A 19,272-nucleotide genomic window follows, 5' to 3' on the forward strand; every position below is an offset into this window, starting at 1 on the left:
CCAGTTACGGCTCGTGGCAGTCGAGGTCGTCATCGTCATTCGGCGGCCTCTTTTGCTGCGCTGTCATGGCCAAGGGCTGGCCGCATGATCGAGGCTTCGGTCAATTGATCGCGCGACAGCGATGCCGCAATCCGCCCGTCATAAAGGACCAGAACCCGGTCGCATAAATGCACAAGCTCGGGAACCTCGGTGGAATGCAGGAGGATCGAACCTCCGGCGTCGGTGAAGTTGCGCATCATGACGTAAAGTTCGTGCTTGGTGCCGACATCGATACCGCGGGTCGGATCGAACAGCAGCAGGATACGGCTTTGAGCGACAAGCCATTTGGCGATTGCGATCTTCTGCTGGTTGCCTCCGGAGAAAGCGCCCGCCCTGGTCCAAAGCGCGCGCTGATCAACCTCGACGGTACCGAAAGCAGAACGCACGGCCTGGCGTTCCAGATCACTTTGTATCAGTCCAAATCGTGAGAACCTGTCAATCACCGGCAGGGATGCGTTGAGCGTTCCGCTAAGCTTCAGGAACAGGCCCTCCGTCTTTCGGTCTTCAGGCACCAGCCCGATCGCAATATTGGGTTTGAGTGCATCCGCCGGTGAAGCAAACCGCACCCTGCGCCCATCGACAAGGATATCGCCATGGGTCACCTGCGTCATGCCAAAACACGTCAGGAAAAGGTCGAGCTGGCCCATGCCCTGCAGTCCGGCAACGCCGAGGATTTCGCCTTTCCGCAGATCGAAACTCGCATCGCGCAGCTTGTGACCAGCCCGCAGGTTGCGGACACCCAACACCGGCGCACCAAATGCGGCTTCGCCTTTGGGCCGCGCCGGGAAAGTCTGGGCAATCGATCGCCCGACAATGCTCTCGATAACTTGGCCGTCGGTAATGGAGGCAACGGCGCACGTGGTTATGTGGCGTCCATTGCGCAAGATAGTCAGCGTGTCACAAAAGGCGCGCACCTCGCGCATGCGATGCGTGATGAAAACGATGGTCGTCCCTGCCGCCTTCAGCTTGGCGATGATCCGGCCCAGCCATTCGACGTCACTGCCCGCAAGCGTCGATGTTGGTTCGTCCAGGAGAAGAATTCGGGGCTTGCGATAAAGTGCACGGGCAATTTCTATCTTTTGCTGGATGGCAAGATCGAGTGTGCCGACTTCAGCGTCGAGATCGACCGCAAATTCGAGCTCCTGCAAATGTTGCGCTATGGCGTGACGCGCCGCAGACCGGCGGATCATGCCGGTTATCCCCATCGGCGCATAGGGCATCAGCATATTGTCGAGCACCGTCAAATCCTTGACCAGCGTCATTTCCTGAAATGCAGTCTGGACGCCGAGCGCATGCGCCGCCCTTGGGGCATTGAGCGCTGCTCTTTCACCAAAGACCGATATGTGCCCCTCGTCAGGACGCAGCAGTCCCGATAGCAATTTGACAATCGTTGATTTGCCCGCACCGTTTTCGCCGAGCAAAGCATGGGTACTTCCAGGCTCGATGCGGAAGGATACGCCATCGACTGCAACCGTGGCGCCAAACGCCTTGCGAATATCGGTCACTTCAATGGCGGATTGTTCGAATGGTGAATTCATCCCACCGGTCCTGCTCAAATCATCGGGATAAGCCAAGTTGCGCGGAGCGGTAGCCACTCCGCGCGCCTACGCTTAGTTCTCGGGTTGACCGACCAATGCTGCATTAAGACCGATTTCGGGCGTCTTTTCCGAGAAGATCGACGCAAACCAGCCCGGATTGGAGACGATGGACGGTTTGAATGCGTTGCAGCCGTCTTTCATTTCCTGCCACGTACCTTCCTGGCAGAGCTTGATGGTCTCGTTGGTGACCAGAGGCAGCGGCAGTACAGTCTTCTTCGGCACTTCCTTGCCTTCGATCGCATCGACGGCGAGCTTCAGCGCCAATGCGCCCGAATATGGCGGGGATGCATAGGAAATGCGCGGCGCACCCATGGGTGCATAGGGAGGTGTCGCACCCTCTGCCTCGGTTCCGGCCGGCAGCATCTGGATACGGCCGCCATTCGAGCCCTCGCCTGCGCAAGGAAGAAGCTGCTCCGGCTTCTTGCCAGCTTCGAGTTGCATCGAATTTGCGGTAAAGCAGCCGACCTGCATCCAAAGCCCGTTGATGTCGTCCCAGTTGCGGGTTGCGAGGATCTTCGAGAGTTCGGTGCGTGCGACGGCCTGGCTCCACATGCCAACCGCTTCACCGACGATCTTGATATCAGGATGCTTGGCGAAGACTTCCTTGGCCGCCTTGGTACGAAGATTGTCGACGGACGTTCCGGGCACGCCGGTAATCGCAATGATATTGCCCTTGCCATTTAGCTTCTTGACCAGCCATTCCGCTGTGACGCGGCCGGCCTCTTCCTGATCGATCGCTATGTTATAAGCGCAGGGCTCGGTGATCTCGCCATCATAGGCGAATACCTTGACGCCCTTATCGCACGCGTTCTTGACAACCTGGTTGAGTGCGGTCGGTGAAATCGGGAAAATGACAATGGCTTCAGCGCCAGCCTGTACCATTGCGTTGATCTGTTGAATCTGCCGCTGCGCATTGGGACCGGCAACCTGGACTTGCAGATCCACCTTGTCAGCATAGTCCTTGTGGGCAGCCATGGCCTTGACCATGTTGGCGGCCTCGGCCTGCCAGTCATTGCCGATAAAGCTCATGCTCAGAAAAATCTTGTGTTTTTCCGCAGCGTCGGCGTGGCCGATCATGGCCATGCCCGACACAAGACAGGCACAAGCGGCTGCGCGCCGGATGATTGATCCAATTCCCATTATAATTCCTCCCTGACACTGGAAAACATCTCCGAGCGGGCTCCTCTTCCCTCTCGTCGTTCCTGCAGCCAACCGTAGCACCATTTGATCAAAGATCAATGATGAAATACCATTGATCGTGCATAAGATTTGTTAGATAAGGAGAAACGCTTGACGCGCTGTGGTGGACACTGCATTCCACGTTAAAGGGGCACCCGCCGCAAAAAAGGTGATGAATGGCTGAAGCCGGTTACAGGAGACCAGGTGTTGAAATTCTCCCGCTTTCCAAGGAGACGCTGCAGGACCGCGTCTATCGCCAGATTGCCAGCCTGATACTTGAAGGCGGCATTGTTCCGGGCGAGATGGTTCCCGTGCAAAGCCTTGCCGATGCCTTCGGCGTCAGCGCCATGCCGGTGCGGGAAGCTTTGCGGCGGCTGACAGCGGCCAATGCGCTGACCGTGGTTTCCGGGCGTTCCATCGGCATACCGCGGTTGAGCCGGGCCAAGCTCACTGATCTGCGCAATGTTCGCATCGAGATCGAGGCACTTGCGGGCAAATGGGCCGCCGAGCGGATCGAAGATAGCGAACTGGAAACTCTGCGCTCGCTGCTGAAAGCACTGGAAAAAGCCAACGCCTCTGGCGATATCAAATCATACCTGCGAGCGAACTACGCGTTTCACTTCTCGATCTACCGGGCGGCTGGGTCGGAGAGCATTCTCAACATCATCGAGAATCTTTGGCTGCAGGTCAGCCCATACTTCAACATGCTGCATGATTCCGGCAATTACACCAAAGCCAACGAGCACCATCAATCGATGTTCACCGCGCTATGCGCTCACGATGGCGAGGCGGTTAAAATAGCCATTCAGGCCGATATCGATGCGGCCTATGATGTGCTCGTGGACTTGGTGAGCTGAGGCGGGATCGCATCTGTAACTGTTACGTACTTCTTGGCATCACCGCCGTAGCTAATATCTCGCCCATAACTGGGAGAATAGCGATGGCCAAGGCACCAAAACCCAACAAGCCCAATATTCTTTTCATAATGGCCGATGATATCGGCTGGTTCAATGTCAGCTGCTACAACCACGGCATCATGGGGTATCGGACACCTAACATCGATCGTATCGCTCGAGAAGGTGCCATGTTCACGGACTTCTACGGCCAGCAGAGCTGCACTGCTGGACGGGCTGCCTTCGTCACCGGACAAGCACCAATCAGGACCGGACTGACGAAGGTTGGTATGCCTGGAGCGACGCTGGGCCTCAGTGCCGAGGATCCGTCGATTGCTCAATTCCTGAAAAATCTCGGCTATGCCACCGGCCAATTCGGTAAAAACCATCTCGGCGACCGCAACGAGCATTTGCCGACTGTTCATGGTTTCGATGAGTTCTTCGGCAACCTCTATCACCTCAACGCCGAGGAGGAGCCAGAATATACGGACTATCCGAAGGACCCGAAGTTTCGCGAGAAGTTCGGCCCGCGCGGTGTCCTCAAGTGCAAGGCGTCCGACAAAGACGACAAGACCGTCGATCCTAAATACGGCAAGGTCGGCAAACAAGTTATTGAAAACACTGGTCCGCTTACGCGCAAGCGTATGGAAACAGTGGACGAGGAGTTTATGGGGGCGGCCCTCAATTTCATGGAGCGCAAGACCAAGGAAGGCGGACCCTGGTTCTGCTACATGAACACCACGCGCATGCATGTCTTCACGCATCTGAAGCCATGTCGGTCGGCAAGACGGGGCACGGCCTCTATCCGGACGGCATGGTGGAACTGGACGGCTATGTCGGCCAGTTGCTGGACAAACTCGAGAAGCTTGGTGTCGCTGACAATACCATTGTCGTCTTCACAACGGACAATGGCGCCGAGGTCCTGTCGTGGCCGGATGGTGGTGCCACACCCTTCCGGGGTGAGAAAGACACCAATTGGGAAGGTGGCTGGCGGGTTCCCTGCGTTATGCGCTGGCCGGGAGTCATCGAGCCTGGCCGTGTCATCAACGACATTTGCTCGCTACAGGATTTCATACCGACTTTTGCCGCTGCCGCGGGTGAGCCCGACCTCGCTGCAAAAGTGAAAAAAGGATACAAAATCGGCGCCAAGACCTTCAAGGTCCATCTTGACGGCTTCAACCTTCAGCCCTTCCTGTCCGGAAAAGAAAAGGAATCCCCGCGCAAGGGCTTCCTCTATTGGAGCGACGACGGTGACCTGATGGCGCTGCGCATCAACCAGTACAAAGTGGTATTCAGCGAGCAGCGAAGCACAGGGCTTGATGTCTGGCGCGAACCATTGTCAAAGATGCGCATTCCCAAGCTCTTCGATCTTCGCTCCGATCCGTTCGAGCGTGGCGAAGAAAGCAATTTTTATTATGCGCAGTGGTTCGCCGAGCACGTCCCACTGCAATATGCTGCGCAGGCACTCGTTGCCGAATGGCTTGAAAGCTTCAAGGAGTTCCCGCCACGTGCTAAGCCGGCGAGCTTCACAGTGGACCAAATCGTGGAGTCGCTGATGCCGAGAGGGTGAACGACAAGGCGGAGGAGGAAAACCAGCATCTTGAACAAAATCGTCTAAGATGCTGGTTTTAAATGGTGGGCACAGTAGGGATCGAACCTACGACCCGCTGATTAAGAGTCAGCTGCTCTACCAACTGAGCTATGTGCCCGTCAGCCGTTTGGCGGCGACAAGTGAGGGCTCTATAACGGGGCAAATCTTGCCTGTCCAGCCCTTCTTGAAAACTTTATGACGGCTTTGCACCGGAACAACGTCGGGTTGAGGACTATACAAACAGCCGGCCTTCCGCGACCCTGATCGCCGAGCCCCCAATGCGCCCCCCGGTCAGCTTCTGGTCGACGATATCCAGCTCGAGCTGCAAGCGCGATGGCCTTCCCATTTCATATCCCTGTTCGATCGATAGGCGCAGCACGCCGTCCAGCGGTTCGTCGAACGCATGAATTGCACCGGCAAACGCCGCCGTTGCAGAACCCGTTGCCGGATCTTCATAGGTGCCCTCATCGCTCACGAACATGCGCGAGTGAAAATGGCTGTCATGCAGCATCGTTTCGCGGCAATAGGCATAGACCGGCAGCTGGCGATGGCCGATGGTCGGCGCCACGTCCTTCATCGCGATCTGGTTGATAACGATGCGCCCCGCCGCCTCGAGTCCGTGCACCGGCACAAGCATGAAAGGTACACCCGCATCCCAGATGCTCGGAACATGGTTCTCGAAGCCGATTTCCTTTGGCTCGAGCCGCAACGCATTGGCGATGGCGATCTTGTCGTATTTATAAGGAACCTCTTGCGGAAGCTTCGGCAGATCAAACTCGGCAAACGCGCCGTTTTCGCTGAGTTTGACGCCGCAGCGGACGGGCCCCACCTGCTCCTCCAGGATGATAAGTGCATCCTGGGTACCCTTGACTTCGCCAAATCGATTCTGAGCCAGGGCGACTGCGGTCCCGACGGTCGGGTGTCCTGCAAACGGCATTTCATAATCGGGCGTAAAAATACGCGCCCACGCCGTATGTGCCGGGTTCTTTGCAGGCAGGACGAAAACAGTTTCGGAAAGATTGAACTCGCGCGCGATCCGCTGCATGGCAATATCGTCGAGGCCGTCGGCATCGTGCACGATCGCCAGCGGATTCCCGGCCAGCACCTCGTCGGTGAAGACATCATAGACCTCGTAGTGGCGACCGGCCATTTGCTCTCTCCCTATTAGCGTCCGGAAAAAATAGAGTAAGGTAGCCTCCGTACAAGTCAAACCTTGTGACGGTGACATTCAGTACGGACTTCAGCCTTGGCGAAAATGCCAGTCGGCAAATGTGCGAAACGTCCATGGCGTCGCCTCGCCCATTTCCCCCGCAGCGGAAATCGCGGTGATGTCGTCGAGCTCGGAATCCTCTTCAGCAGCAATGTGGCCGCGAATATGCTTCAGCAGCTCCTCTCCACTGGCATCGAAATAGTGACGCCGGAACAAAGCGATGCTGCGGCTGGCAGTGACGAGGTATAGCTGATCGTCGCGCTTTCCGGCCCCTGAGAGCTTGACGCCGGTTTCCTCTTCGACTTCCCGGTGCATGTTGCCGTCAATATCGATGAAGTCGCCCGCGACATCCTCTTCATCGAACGAACCCGCCGGAAAATAGATGCGGCCGGCTGCCGATGTCGAAGCGGCCATACGCCCGGCGATCAGCTTGTTATCCCCTGAAACGATCACACCGACGGCGAAAATATGCCAAGGCTTCACGTTTCTTGCATCGGCCTTCCAGTGCATCATCGTGGCAAATCGCGTGCGGTGATATCGCGCCTGAAACGCATCGTCCGCCACTCCCGCCTTTTCCGCCATGAAGAACGGCCCATTGAAGATGGCCGGATTGGCTGCCATCGCACTCACCCATCCAGCAGCAATTGCCGCCTCATTTGAAATTCCATATTCAAGTGGTGCGCTGTCAATGCGGATCACCGCGTTATGGAGCGGGATGACGGTCTTCTCTGGAATATCATGCATTAGGTCGCGACCCACTCAAACCATACTCAAAGTTACGGAAACCGGGCAATGGTCGCTGGCCTTCGGGCGATCCCAGCCGATACGCGGAAAAAGCTCCACCTTCTGATCGGGCGGAAAGATCGTCCGGTAAGGCTGACCACGGCGGATAATATCGGGTATCGCATCTGCATTGCTGCGCACGAGTGCCGGTGAGGCGAGAATATAGTCGAGCTGACACAGATGCCGCTCGTCTGGTCCCCGTGTGTGATAGAGCGTCCAACGGTCCATCACCGGCCGCCGTTCCACCAGATTCTCGCAAAATCCGTCGTTCAGCAGAATGTCGAGACTGCTGATTGGCTCACTCACTGGCGCGAAGGTATACCCAACGAGCGAATCCCCACCGATGACCACCCTTTCGCGATAATCGTTGAAGTCGCCGCAGATCACCCAGCGCTTGCTCGCCGCGCCACCGCTTGTCGCAAACTTGTCCTCGATGATCCGCCGGACGGCTGTCGCTTCCGCCACCCGCACGGGCATGGTCGATACGCGACCGTCCATGCCGTTGCGCGGTGAGCCCATCGACTTGAAGTGACTGACAAAAAGCGTCAGCGGCTTGCCGCCGATGCGCACGTCGATTTCCAGGCAATCACGCTTGAAGATACGTTCATGCGGCTCGATGCCAAGCAAGGCAAGTTCAGGATTGTGAATACCGAGATCGTTGTAGGTGAGATGCGCGTGACTGGTCATGCCGACAAATTCGATGGGCTCGCCGTAGCGGGTCTGATCGCGCATCAATACCGCGACGTCGATGCCACGGCTGTCATTGCCTTCGACCATGAATTTGTGGCGGTAGCCCTCGCCGACCATCTTGAACAGATAGCCAAACTCGAAGGCGTTCAACGCGCCGATATTATCCACCTCCTGCAGGCAGAGAATATCCGCATGGGTTTCGGCGATCGCCAGCGCGGTCAATTGCCGCGTGTCGTCGGCATAGGCAATCGCCCGCCCCTGTTCAAGCTGCCGGTACTGTTCCTCATCCTCTATCTGGAACAGCTGCAACGTCCGGTCCTTGTTGAGATTGTTCTTGAATCCCGAAAAATCGAAACGATTCATGAGGTTCTCGACATTGAAAGTGGCGATGCGAACGGACATGCGGAGACTCAAGCGTTTGAACCATGTGACGGGAACGACAACCTAGCCGCATTGACCGGCTCCCACCAGTGGCGATCCGCGCAACAAGTCCTTATATGTATGTATTCGGGATCAGGACAGAACGATGATGAAAGCCTTGACGATCATACTCACGGCCCTCGGCTTTATTCTGACGACCCAGCTTGTCAGCGTATCAGCGCAGGAAATCCAGGGCTATCGCCCGGCACCACGCGGGCTCGATGCGGTTCCGAGAAAGCCTTATATTCCAGGCAGCGGTACCCCATCCAATCCTGCTTTGCGCAACTGCACCGGATCGGCGGCCTGCTATGATTTTCGCGTGCATCGCCCCATCGGCCCATCCGGCCGAACACAGGTTCAACGTTGCCGCGATCAATACCAATCCTATCGGGCTTTCGACAATACGTACCAGCCCTTCACTGGCCCTCGCCGCCGCTGCGATTTGTGAGCAACGAGCAGGCTAGCCAAAACGAAAGGCTGGTGTGCGGGAGTTTCGCGACGGTCGCTTTAGCCCAAACTTCGTTCCGCCTCATCTCGGAGAGAGACCATCAAGTAGGGAGTCTAGGCCTTTTCGGAAGGCGCCATCCCAATCGTTATCCAACAGCAGACGAGTGCGTTCGATCGTCGGGTAACGTTCGCTGAGGCGTGTAAGTCGCTGCTGCGCGGCGGCCATGTCGTCGTCCGAGAGGTTGAAGTTCGCCCGGGTGATGGTGGCGCCCATGACATAGTTCCAAAGCGACCATATCGCGACATTTAGATCTGCGTCCGTTACACCGCCTCTGGTCAAGGTATTGCTCAGCCGTTCAAGGCGACTGAGGATATTCGGGCCGAGCCTCCGGCGCGGCAACAGCGATGCCGACCAGGGATGGCGCAGCATGCTGGCACGCCAGTCTTCGAGCATATGAACGACTTCCCCGCGCCAGTCTTGAGACTCAACTGTTTGCGGCGGTCCGCGATATTCGAGCACCGAGTCGAGCGCCAGATCAAAGACCGCCTCTTTGTTGTCGACGTGCCAATATAGGCTCATCGCGCCCGAGCCGAGGCGATCGGCCAGCTGACGCATCTTCAATCCGTCGACTCCTTGGCCGTCTAGCAGTTCTACCGCGGTTGCCACGATGCGTTCTAGAGAGAGTGGCTGTTCACTATGCGGCTCCCGCGCGGACTGGAGTGACCCACCTATCCGTTGAGACCGTTTGCTCTGCGCGCCGGTTCGTTTGGCTGCCATTCATCTTCCTTGTCCATCAGAACGTCAATTTAGGCCGACAATGCTTCAAATGTCGATCCTGATCAGTTGACTCGTACGCTGTACGATGCGTTAAATCGTACAGCGTACGAGTCGGTCATACGGACGATGAGTAAATGTTCAATCCTGTCGATCGCGGGGCCAATTTGCCCGCAGTCCGGAGAGTCAAGAGAAAATCATGTCACACGCAACCCAGCATCTACTTATCGGAGGGCTAATCATTATGACTATGGGAATTCCCAAAGCGACGACAGCAAATGAGAAGGATCTCAAGCTCACTATCGTCAATCCACAAAACCTTTACGACCCGACGCCGAATGGCTACAGCACGGCGGTGATTGCCCCCCGCGAAGCCCGAGTGGCCTACATTTCCGGACAGGGCGGGCAGGACAGCACGGGAGCTTTGTCGCCCGAATTCGCTGTCCAGGTTAAGCAGGCTTACGCTAATCTGCGCACCGCCCTCGATGCGCTCGGAGCACGGCCCGATCAAGTCGCCAAGCTCACGGTCTTCGTGGTCGATCACGATATTTCCAAGCTTGATGTGTTGACCAAAAACGTCAAGGCAATGTTCGGCGAGGCGCTGCCGGCGCAGACTCTGATTCCCGTTCCCAAGCTTGCAATTGACCCCATGCTCTTCGAGGTGGAGGCCATCGTCTTTCTAGAATAGCGACCGCTTTCGCGTTAAGGCCGCTCCTCTGCTTGCCGTCGTCGCTGCGACTTGTGAGCAACGAGCAGGCTCGCCAAAACAAAAGGCCGGTGGATCGTTCCACCGGCCTTTACTATTTAACCAAGGTCAAATCTCAGTTCTTGGCCTTGTCGACGAGCTTGTTGCTGCCGATCCACGGCATCATGCCGCGCAGCTTTTCACCAACTTCTTCGATCTGGTGCTTGTCGTTGTTGCGACGGATGGCCTTGAAGCGCGATGCGCCGGCCTTGTATTCCTGCATCCAGTCGGAAGTGAACTTGCCCGTCTGGATATCGGTCAGGATGCGCTTCATCTCGGCCTTGGTTTCGGCAGTGATGATGCGTGGACCGGAAACATATTCGCCCCACTCCGCGGTGTTGGAGATCGAGTAGTTCATGTTGGCGATGCCGCCTTCATAGATGAGATCAACGATCAGCTTCACTTCGTGCAGGCATTCGAAATAGGCCATTTCCGGCGCGTAGCCTGCTTCAACGAGCGTCTCGAAACCGGCGCGGATCAGTTCGACCAGACCGCCGCAGAGAACAACCTGTTCGCCGAAAAGATCGGTTTCGCACTCTTCGCGGAAGTTGGTTTCGATGACGCCGGAACGGCCGCCACCAACGCCGCATGCGTAGGACAGAGCGAGGTCATGTGCATTGCCCGACGCATCCTGGTGGATAGCAATCAGGCAAGGAACGCCGCCACCCTTCTGGTATTCGCCGCGAACCGTATGCCCTGGACCCTTCGGCGCGATCATGACCACGTCGACCGACTTCTTCGGCTCGATAAGACCGAAATGCACATTGAGACCGTGGGCGAAAGCGATCGCTGCGCCATCGCGGATATTGTCGGCAATGTGATCCTTGTAGATGTCCGCCTGCAGTTCGTCGGGCGTCGCCATCATCATGAGGTCTGCCCATTTGGCCGCCTCGGCCACGCTGACGACCTGGAAGCCATCGGCTTCCGCTTTCTTGGCAGTCGCCGAACCTTGGCGAAGCGCGATGCGCACGTCCTTGGCGCCGCTGTCCTTCAGGTTGAGTGCATGGGCACGGCCCTGCGAACCATAGCCGATGATTGCAACCTTCTTCGATTTGATCAGGTTGATGTCCGCATCGCGGTCATAATATACGCGCATCGATTTATTCCTTCCAATGTGAGGACCTAGTGGCCACCTTCGGCCGCTTCCGTTTGAGCTCCGTAAAGAGCCAGAAACTGTTGCGTCGCGCGAAGGGAATCCCGGTCGATCGACGCATCAGTCAATTCCAGCCGGTCGCCAAGCAGCAACCGGATTTGCACATCCCGGACAACCAGTCCGAAGAAGGTGCGAAACGCTTCATCTGTCTCGTTAAAATGCAGCAGACCAGTATCTCGACCGAGTTGCAGCAATGGCTTGAGCCGGCGAGCCATGGCGAAGGGTCCGTTCTCGAGAACGATGACGCCGAGGTCGTGCTTGTCGCTGCCGGCATGACCAACGGCCACGCGGTTAAGCGCCACGGAAATAGTCCCGGAGAGGACATGCAGCCAATCTGAAGCAAAACGCTGGAGGCCGGCGGTCAGCGAAGCAAGATTGAACGCCTCAGGATTGACAGGGACGGCCCTTACCTTCGAGGCTTGCCATTGGACGGTCGCCGTAAGCAGTCCATCACGGTCACCGAACCATTTGTAGAGGCTTTCCTTGGAACAGCTGGCGCGGCGCGCGACGCTGGTCATCGTCAGCGCGTCCCCTGCTTCGACCAAGAGTGCAAGCGCAGCATCAAGAACGTCCTTCTGACGCTCAGTCAATGCGTTCTCGCCAACGTCGACCGCTAATTGCACCTTCGGCTCCCTTGCCGTACCGTACCGTACGTTACGGCAGTGGTTCTAGTACGGCGCAAAGAATTTGACAAGGCCAAAACAGGACAAATTTCTCGCTCTGCCCAATCAATTCTTGCATAGAAAAGTTCGGAACCCGCACAAGAATACCCCAAAAAGGAACAAGAAACCGCGAAACCGACGCAAGAATTGCAACCATCGCGTGATATTTTGGTGTGCCGGGTAGAATGGATGCCGTACTAGATGTTGACCTGCGTACCGATTTCCACAACGCGGCCGGTGGGGATCTGGAAGTATTCGGTCGCATCGCTGGCTGTCCGGGCGAGCGCAATGAACAGCCGATCCTGCCAGCGCGGCATTTCCGATCGGGCCGAAGCTTTCAAGGATCGACGCGACAGGAAGAAAGAGGTCGTCATGATATCGAACTTCCATCCCTGCTTCCGGCAGATCGCAAGTGTGCGCGGAATATTGGGGCGTTCCATGTAACCAAAGGTCAGAGTAACCCGCATGAAGAGGTCATTTATAGGCTCGATACGCACCCGTTCGCTCTTTTTAACCAAAGGGGTCGGTGCGGTGATCACCGTTAGAATAACGTTATTCTGATGCAACACTTTGTAATGTTTGAGACTGTGCATCAGCGCGGTTGGCGTGCTCTTTGGATCACCTGTCAGAAAAACAGCAGTACCTGGTACGAGCGTTGGCGGGTTCTCGGCCATTTTCCTCGAAATGAGATCAAGTGGCACTTCGCCCTTGCGGGTTTTTTCGAAGAGCTGACGGCTGCCCCGCACCCACGTGAACATGATCAGGATCACGAGCAATGCGACGACCAGCGATGCCCAACCACCATCTACGACCTTAATAAGATTGGCACTGACAAAGGTAAGATCGATGATCAGGAAGCAAAGGGTCACCGATACCGCCACCCACAAGCGCCACTTCCAAATTCTGCTCATGACGATGAAAAGCAAGATGGTCGTGACCAGCATGTTACCGGTCACGGCTATACCATAAGCAGATGCAAGATTTGATGATCGCTCAAAACCGAGCACCAAAAGGACAACAACGAGACCGAGAAGCACGTTGATGCGCGGCAGATAGACTTGGCCGGATAATTTCTCTGACGTGTGCTCGATGTTGAGACGCGGCAAAAGATTGAGTTGCACAGCCTGCCGCGACAGCGAGTAGGCACCCGAAATAACCGCCTGACTGGCAATAACCGTTGCCATCGTAGCGAGTAGCACCATCGGCAAAAGAGCCCAGTGCGGAAACATTTCGAAGAATGGATTCTTTGCTGAGTCACCGTTTGCCAGAATAAATGCGCCTTGCCCAAAATAGTTCAGCAGAAGACAAGGGAAGACAATCCACATCCAGGCCGTCGCGATCGGTTTGCGCCCGAAATGTCCAAGATCGGCATAGAGGGCCTCTGCTCCCGTAACAGCAAGAAACACCGTGCCGATAGTGGGGAATGCGGTAACCGGATTATCTATAATGTATTCAACGGCATAGACGGGATTAACGGCAGCAAAAACACTCCAGTCGTCGGCAAGGTGCCATAACCCAAAAAACCCGATAGCGAGAAACCATAGCAGCGTGATCGGGCCAAAAATGGTCGCGACACGCGCAGTACCAAAGCGCTGAACGGAAAAAAGGGTTAGAAGGATCACCAGAGTGATCGGCACGATGAACGGTGTCAGCCGCGGTGTGACGATCTCAAGGCCTTCAACGGCCGAAAGCACCGAAATTGCCGGCGTAATTACCGCATCGCCATAAAACAGCGATGCGCCAACGATTCCGAGAGCTAGAATAAGCTGCGGGCGAGTCTTGAAGCTCGCCCGTGCCAAAGCCATCAGAGACAGGATACCGCCCTCGCCGTCATTGTCGGCGCGCAGAACAAATAGAATATACTTGACGGTTACTATGAGGGCCAGTGCCCAGAAGATCATTGAAACAACGCCAAGAACGTCGGTGCGGCTCAACGTTCCATCGAGCGAAGCAGCATGGAGCGCTTCGCGAAAGGCGTAGATCGGACTTGTGCCGATATCGCCATAGACGACGCCGAGGGCACCAAGAACAAGAACCGGAAAGGCCTCTTTGTGATGGGGTTCCGATTCATGAACGACGGGACCGTTATCACAGTTCTCGTCATCCAATTGTTGTTCACTCATACAGGTTTTCCCTCGCTCTGACAGCGTGGGCGGACGAGTTAGTCGTGTTGCAGCGCAATATCAATCGCCATTTTTTCATAGCTGTTCGCCCATGATATGCAAAAATGCATAGCAAAGCAAATCCTGCACCCGAATCAAAGGGCTAGGTCTGAAGCGCATTGAGAAATCTTTCCACAGCACCAGACATCCCGTGCACCAAAGCGTCCGCTGTAAGCCCATGACCTATAGAAACCTCAACAAGATTTGGCATTTTTTTGACCAAAGCCGGTAGATTGGCGACCGTCAGATCATGCCCTGCATTCACTGCAATCCCTGCTTTTGCCGCCGCCAAGGCGGTCGATTCCAGCTTTGCAAGTTCGCTGGCCTCGCGGCGCGGATCATCGTACGCGCCTCCATAGGGGCCAGTATAAAGCTCAACCCGGTCAGCGCCAAGCGCCTTGGCCATGGCAGGTGTATCGGGGTCGGGATCGATGAATAATGAAACGCGAATACCTTGTGCTTTGAGGCCAGAGATGATTGGCCGGAGGAATTCCGCATCGCGTTCCAAATTCCAGCCATGATCGGATGTCGCCTGTGCCGGATCATCAGGCACCAGCGTCACCTGCTCAGGTTCATTTGCAGCGACGAGGCCCAGGAACTCCGGCGTCGGATACCCTTCGATATTGAATTCGGCCTGCGGGAATTCATCGTCGATAAGCGCTCGTATTGCGGGCAAATCGGAAAAACGGATATGTCTCTCGTCGGGGCGCGGATGCACCGTCAAACCGGATGCGCCCGCCGCCAAGGCGATGCGTCCAAGACTAATAACGTTGGGCCAGGGCAGATCGCGTCTGTTGCGCAGCATCGCGATCGCATTGAGGTTGATGGAGAGTGATGCGGTCATGATCTAACTCGTACGCGGAAGCACTGGCGTCTTCTTTACAGCAGAAACGCGACATAAAATAATGCTATTTCATCTAAACTCAAAGATTGAGTCCTCTGGTTCATCGCACGACGGTCAAGCGTTCTGCAGCCCGGGTAATTGCGGTATAGAGCCAGCGTTCGCGGGTATCGCGAAAAGCATAGCTTTCGTCGAAGAGCACTACTTCATCCCATTGCGAGCCTTGCGCCTTGTGGGTCGTCAGAGCATAGCCGTAGTCGAAATCGTCAAACCGCTTCTTGGTCTGCCATGGTATTTCGGCGTCCGGATCATCGAATTGAGATTTCAGCAGTTTTATCTTGGCGACGCCCCTCCCCGGCTCCTCATCTTCTGGAGCGACCAAAAGATTGATCCCGGGTTTCACCGTTTCACGCGACGAGGTCATGACCTTCCAAAGCGAACCGTTGAGGAGGCCCTTTGCGGGGTCGTTGCGCAGGCACACAAGTTTGTCACCAGCCTGTGGAAAAGACGCGGAAAAACCCTTCAACTCTCGCAGACGTTGATTGTAGCGCCTGCGCGTGCGGTTGGTACCGACGAGCACCTGGTCGGCACCGAGCACCAGTTCCTGTGTGACGTCCGTCTTCGAAATCACCTTTGCCGCACCAAAATCGCCGAACGTGAACTCACGGCCCTCGCGTACATCGAGTGCCAGACGAATGATGGGATTGTCGCGCGCTTGCCGGTGAATTTCGCTCAGGAGATAATCTGGCTCGTGCTCGGTGAAAAAACCGCCGCCGGATATTGGCGGCAACTGACCGGGATCACCCAACACAAGGATTGGCGTGCCAAAGCTCATGAGATCCCGTCCCAATTGCTCATCAACCATGGAGCATTCGTCGACGACGATGAGCTTGGCCTTGGACACCGGACTTTGGCGATTCAAGGAAAATGTCGGAGCAATGCTGGTTTTGCCAGTGGTCTCGTTCTCGACCGCCTCTTCACCTCGCGGCCGATAGATCAGAGAATGCAGCGTACGGGCGTTGGAAGCGCCTTTCGAACGGAGCACCTGCGCTGCCTTGCCGGTAAAAGCCGCAAACTGAACGTCACCGTCAATATGCTCGGCAAAATAGCGGGCAAGCGTCGTTTTGCCGGTACCGGCATAACCGAAAAGCCGAAAAATCGGGCCGCGCCCGTCTTTCAACCATTTTGAAACGGCCCGGAGCGCTTCATCCTGTTGTGGTGATAATTGCATAGTCCTGAGTGACAGGATTCGCCGTCAAAGGGCAAGGAAAATGGACGCGAGGAGCATTAGACTTAGGGTCAAGACCCATTGATATGATCGAAATGGCGTCTGACCCTATAGGTTATCCGGGTTTCCGGGCCGTATCTGTCCCTCGCCAATACGGCCGAATTGTTGATTCGTCATGCGAAAACGATCGCCATTGACCTGCAACGTCCAGCAAATCTTCTGGTCCTCGCCCTCATAGGTCAAGCAAAGATTGTCATTCTCAAGGGCCCACTCGCCGGCGTAGGGCATGCCCTTCGTCGCAACCTCTTCTGGTTTGCAGCATTGGATCATCTTCCCGCGAGACTTGCCATCCGGGCCGAGGAATTCAGTGAAGTTGAACGGCGGCTCAGCTTTGACTTCGCCCGTAAGAGTCGCTCCGGTGATGACTCTGCGTAGATCGTCTTCGTTCGGCGTCGACCACGAAGTGTCTTGTGCCGAGGCATGGCTGGTAAACAACATGAAAGTGGAGACCAGCAGTGTAGCGAGTGAGCGTATATTCATCTCAGGATCGGTCCGGATCATTTTCGAGGCGGATGGGTTGGCCATGCGGTGTCGCATGAGCAGCGCGTTGCCAAGCGGCGGCCAATTGATCGATATCATGGCTATCCGCAACATTCTTGGAGGCGATCAGCGATTCCAGCGCCTCAAGCCAGCAACTATAGTAGTCACTAGCATCATCCAGCGCGCCAGGGTGTTTCAGTTTGCCGGAAAGCGTGGCCGCCCACTCCTCCCAGGTGAACAACCCGCGGTCGTGGAGGGCAACCGCCATTGCAAAGGCTTCCGCCTGCCAAGGTTCGGCAAATACCGGACCGTCACCGCTCGCGGGTAGTCCGCGCGAGTGAGTGATCAGCTCACGCAGACTCAAGATAACTCTCCCAGGCATCAATACTGACGGTCAACGTAGGATCGGCTCCATCGCCCCATATCTCAGGCGCAGTAAAGACCGCCGTATAAACATATTGGGGGTTCTCACCCTTGCCGTGAGCATTGGAATCCGGAAAGACAAAGCCACCACGGACAGCTTCGATTACCCCCAACTTGCCGCGCGCATAGCGCGGCAGTCGCGTATGCGTTTCCGGATTGAAATTATGGGTACGGATGCGATCGCCTGGCTGGAAGCGTGGCTCACCTGCCACAGGGCGATCGCAAGGACCGCCTTTCGCGAGGGCAGCAGCGACATTTTCCGCTTTCAAAACACGTTTTGGCTGAGTTCCTTTGCCAAATGAGCGGCCTTCATCGAGTTCCAGTGGGTGGACAAATCCATGGCGCTTGAGCAGGACCTCCAGCGCCTTGGCCCATATTTCATAGTAGGTGGAGGCGTAATAATCCGCCGGATGCAGGCTCTCTCGCGCATGACGGCTCTCGTCGATATTCCAATGCCCCATCGCGCCTGCGGCGATTGTCATGCCCATTGCCCGTTTTTCCCAATCGGCATGAAACAACGGCTCATTTTTTTCGGGCGCAACAGGGCCAAAACCCATCTGTCCACCAAGATCCTGAGGCCCGTTCATGCTGTCTCCGGTGCGCGTGCCAGCCCCGTCCCGATCATGGAGTCGCGTGTGACGAGATCGGCAAGCTGCTCTTCACTCAGGCCTTCGCTACCTTCGGGGCGCATTGGTACAACCAGATAGCGCAGTTCGGCAGTCGAATCCCAGACGCGAATCCTGGTGGTTTCGGGAAGGACCAAATCAAACTCGACCAATACACCACGCGGATCAATAACAGCTTTGGACCTATAAGGTGGTGATTTATACCAGACGGGAGGCAAGCCCAGCACCGACCACGGGTAGCATGAGCACAGCGTGCACACGACGAGATTGTGCGTGTCCGGCGTATTAAATACTGCCTGCATATGCTCGCCCTGCCGCCCGGTATAACTCAGGGATTCAATTGCTGCTGTTGCGTCGCGCTTCAGCCAACCGGCATATTCTGGATCCGACCAGGCTTTTGCGACAACCTTCGCTCCGTTGCGTGGACCAACCTTCGTTTCGTACGTATCGACGATCACATCAATCGCCTGCGGGTCGATCAGGCCCTTCTCCGTCAAAATCGTTTCCAAGGCGCGCACGCGTGCAGCCATAAGATCAAGCTCATTATCGTGATGGTGGTCGTCATGGTCGTGTGGCATGGAGAAAATCCTATGCGCCAACAGCGGTCAGCGCAAGCTTACTTCAACATTGGCCACAAGGTGGCCACGAGCAGAACCGCCATTGTGATGTTGAACCATTTAAGTCGCGCTGAATCAGCAAGCCAACCGCGCATGATTTGCCCGAAGGCTGCCCAGCTCGAAACGGATGGGATGTTCACGATCGCAAACGCGATCCCCACGATTAAAACCGTCGTAAAATAAGCTTGCGGCGACGTATAGGTTGCCATGGCGGTCACAGCCATCACCCACGCTTTCGGGTTGATCCACTGGAATGCGGCAGCTTCCAGGAACGTCATCGGCCGCGCCTTGCCATCAACTGGATTCAGGGAGCGCGACATGGCGATCTTATAGGCGAGATAGATCAGATAGGCACCGCCGGCAAATTTCAGGGCCGTATAAAGAAGCGGAAAGGTCTGCAGCAAAGCGCCAAGTCCCAAACCCACTCCAATAAGCAGAGTAAAGAAACCCGAGCCAATACCGAACATGTGGGGAATCGTGCGTTTGAAGCCGAAATTGACGCCGGACGTCAGCAGCATGAAATTATTTGGTCCCGGCGTTATCGACGTGACGAAAGCGAACACCAATAGGGTCAGAAAAATCTCGAGTGTCATTTTGATACCCAGCACCCCGGTAAAAAGAGGCACACATAGGGCCTGGCGATATCTTGC

The 19,272-nt window shown here is 56.1% G+C and carries 19 protein-coding genes, 1 tRNA gene and 1 pseudogene; 4 read left to right on the forward strand and 17 right to left on the reverse strand.

What is annotated here, in order from left to right:
• Positions 1-35: 35 nt before the first annotated feature.
• Positions 36-1,577, reverse strand: a complete 1,542-nt coding sequence (locus tag LB462_RS12955) for a sugar ABC transporter ATP-binding protein (protein ID WP_224508470.1) — start codon at positions 1,575-1,577, stop codon at positions 36-38.
• Between the two features lie 72 nt (positions 1,578-1,649).
• Positions 1,650-2,777, reverse strand: a complete 1,128-nt coding sequence (locus LB462_RS12960; protein WP_112528785.1) for a sugar ABC transporter substrate-binding protein — start codon at positions 2,775-2,777, stop codon at positions 1,650-1,652.
• 215 nt (positions 2,778-2,992) lie between these two features.
• Here LB462_RS12960 and LB462_RS12965 point away from each other — a divergent pair, with 215 nt between their 5' ends.
• The gene (locus LB462_RS12965) at positions 2,993-3,673 is read left to right on the forward strand and encodes a GntR family transcriptional regulator (RefSeq protein ID WP_112528787.1); all 681 of its coding nucleotides are present in this window, start codon (positions 2,993-2,995) and stop codon (positions 3,671-3,673) included.
• Positions 3,674-3,801: 128 nt separating this feature from the next.
• Positions 3,802-5,279: pseudogene (locus LB462_RS12970) on the forward strand (arylsulfatase).
• A 63-nt stretch (positions 5,280-5,342) separates the two neighbouring features.
• Here the strand turns inward: LB462_RS12970 and LB462_RS12975 are convergent.
• From LB462_RS12975 to LB462_RS12990, 4 genes are all read right to left on the reverse strand, one after another.
• Positions 5,343-5,418 (reverse strand) — tRNA-Lys (locus tag LB462_RS12975).
• 114 nt (positions 5,419-5,532) lie between these two features.
• On the reverse strand, positions 5,533-6,465 hold the full coding sequence (locus LB462_RS12980; RefSeq protein ID WP_224508767.1) for a PhzF family phenazine biosynthesis protein: 933 nt from the start codon (positions 6,463-6,465) through the stop codon (positions 5,533-5,535).
• A 75-nt stretch (positions 6,466-6,540) separates the two neighbouring features.
• Entirely contained in the window at positions 6,541-7,254 is a 714-nt protein-coding gene (locus tag LB462_RS12985) for an NUDIX hydrolase (protein WP_224508472.1), read from the reverse strand.
• A 15-nt stretch (positions 7,255-7,269) separates the two neighbouring features.
• Positions 7,270-8,385, reverse strand: coding sequence for an endonuclease/exonuclease/phosphatase family protein (locus LB462_RS12990; protein WP_224508474.1), 1,116 nt, complete (start codon positions 8,383-8,385; stop codon positions 7,270-7,272).
• Between the two features lie 124 nt (positions 8,386-8,509).
• Between LB462_RS12990 and LB462_RS12995 the strand changes: the two genes are divergently transcribed.
• Complete coding sequence (locus tag LB462_RS12995; protein WP_224508475.1) at positions 8,510-8,851, forward strand: BA14K family protein; 342 nt, start codon at positions 8,510-8,512, stop codon at positions 8,849-8,851.
• 81 nt (positions 8,852-8,932) lie between these two features.
• Here the strand turns inward: LB462_RS12995 and LB462_RS13000 are convergent, their stop codons facing one another.
• Positions 8,933-9,628 carry a TetR/AcrR family transcriptional regulator gene (locus tag LB462_RS13000; RefSeq protein WP_224508477.1) on the reverse strand — a complete coding sequence of 232 codons (696 nt, stop codon included), beginning with the start codon at positions 9,626-9,628 and terminating at the stop codon, positions 8,933-8,935.
• A gap of 196 nt (positions 9,629-9,824) precedes the next feature.
• Here LB462_RS13000 and LB462_RS13005 point away from each other — a divergent pair, with 196 nt between their 5' ends.
• Positions 9,825-10,313, forward strand: coding sequence for a RidA family protein (locus LB462_RS13005; protein WP_224508480.1), 489 nt, complete (start codon positions 9,825-9,827; stop codon positions 10,311-10,313).
• Between the two features lie 133 nt (positions 10,314-10,446).
• Here the strand turns inward: LB462_RS13005 and ilvC are convergent, their stop codons facing one another.
• From ilvC to LB462_RS13055, 10 genes are all read right to left on the reverse strand, one after another.
• Complete coding sequence (gene ilvC / locus LB462_RS13010; protein WP_224508482.1) at positions 10,447-11,466, reverse strand: ketol-acid reductoisomerase; 1,020 nt, start codon at positions 11,464-11,466, stop codon at positions 10,447-10,449.
• A gap of 26 nt (positions 11,467-11,492) precedes the next feature.
• Positions 11,493-12,146: a TetR/AcrR family transcriptional regulator gene (locus LB462_RS13015; RefSeq protein WP_224508483.1), complete on the reverse strand. Its 654-nt coding sequence runs from the start codon at positions 12,144-12,146 to the stop codon at positions 11,493-11,495.
• 236 nt (positions 12,147-12,382) lie between these two features.
• Positions 12,383-14,308, reverse strand: coding sequence for a potassium transporter Kup (locus tag LB462_RS13020; RefSeq protein ID WP_224508485.1), 1,926 nt, complete (start codon positions 14,306-14,308; stop codon positions 12,383-12,385).
• Between the two features lie 142 nt (positions 14,309-14,450).
• Positions 14,451-15,191, reverse strand: coding sequence for a pyridoxine 5'-phosphate synthase (locus LB462_RS13025; RefSeq protein WP_224508487.1), 741 nt, complete (start codon positions 15,189-15,191; stop codon positions 14,451-14,453).
• Positions 15,192-15,291: 100 nt separating this feature from the next.
• Positions 15,292-16,419 (reverse strand): ATP-dependent DNA helicase, encoded by a 1,128-nt coding sequence (locus LB462_RS13030; protein ID WP_224508489.1) that lies wholly within the window; start codon positions 16,417-16,419, stop codon positions 15,292-15,294.
• A gap of 105 nt (positions 16,420-16,524) precedes the next feature.
• Positions 16,525-16,956: a hypothetical protein gene (locus tag LB462_RS13035; RefSeq protein WP_224508491.1), complete on the reverse strand. Its 432-nt coding sequence runs from the start codon at positions 16,954-16,956 to the stop codon at positions 16,525-16,527.
• 1 nt (position 16,957) lies between these two features.
• Positions 16,958-17,320, reverse strand: coding sequence for a nitrile hydratase accessory protein (locus tag LB462_RS13040; protein WP_224508493.1), 363 nt, complete (start codon positions 17,318-17,320; stop codon positions 16,958-16,960).
• Positions 17,307-17,966, reverse strand: coding sequence for a nitrile hydratase subunit beta (gene nthB, locus LB462_RS13045; protein ID WP_224508495.1), 660 nt, complete (start codon positions 17,964-17,966; stop codon positions 17,307-17,309). The genes LB462_RS13040 and nthB overlap by 14 nt, the downstream gene beginning before the upstream one ends.
• On the reverse strand, positions 17,963-18,583 hold the full coding sequence (gene nthA / locus LB462_RS13050) for a nitrile hydratase subunit alpha (RefSeq protein ID WP_224508497.1): 621 nt from the start codon (positions 18,581-18,583) through the stop codon (positions 17,963-17,965). Before nthA ends, nthB begins: the two co-directional genes overlap by 4 nt.
• A 38-nt stretch (positions 18,584-18,621) precedes the next feature.
• On the reverse strand, positions 18,622-19,215 hold the full coding sequence (locus LB462_RS13055; RefSeq protein WP_224508499.1) for a LysE family translocator: 594 nt from the start codon (positions 19,213-19,215) through the stop codon (positions 18,622-18,624).
• Positions 19,216-19,272 lie beyond the last annotated feature (57 nt).

Source organism: Phyllobacterium chamaecytisi, assembly GCF_020164455.1.
GTDB lineage: Bacteria > Pseudomonadota > Alphaproteobacteria > Rhizobiales > Rhizobiaceae > Phyllobacterium > Phyllobacterium chamaecytisi.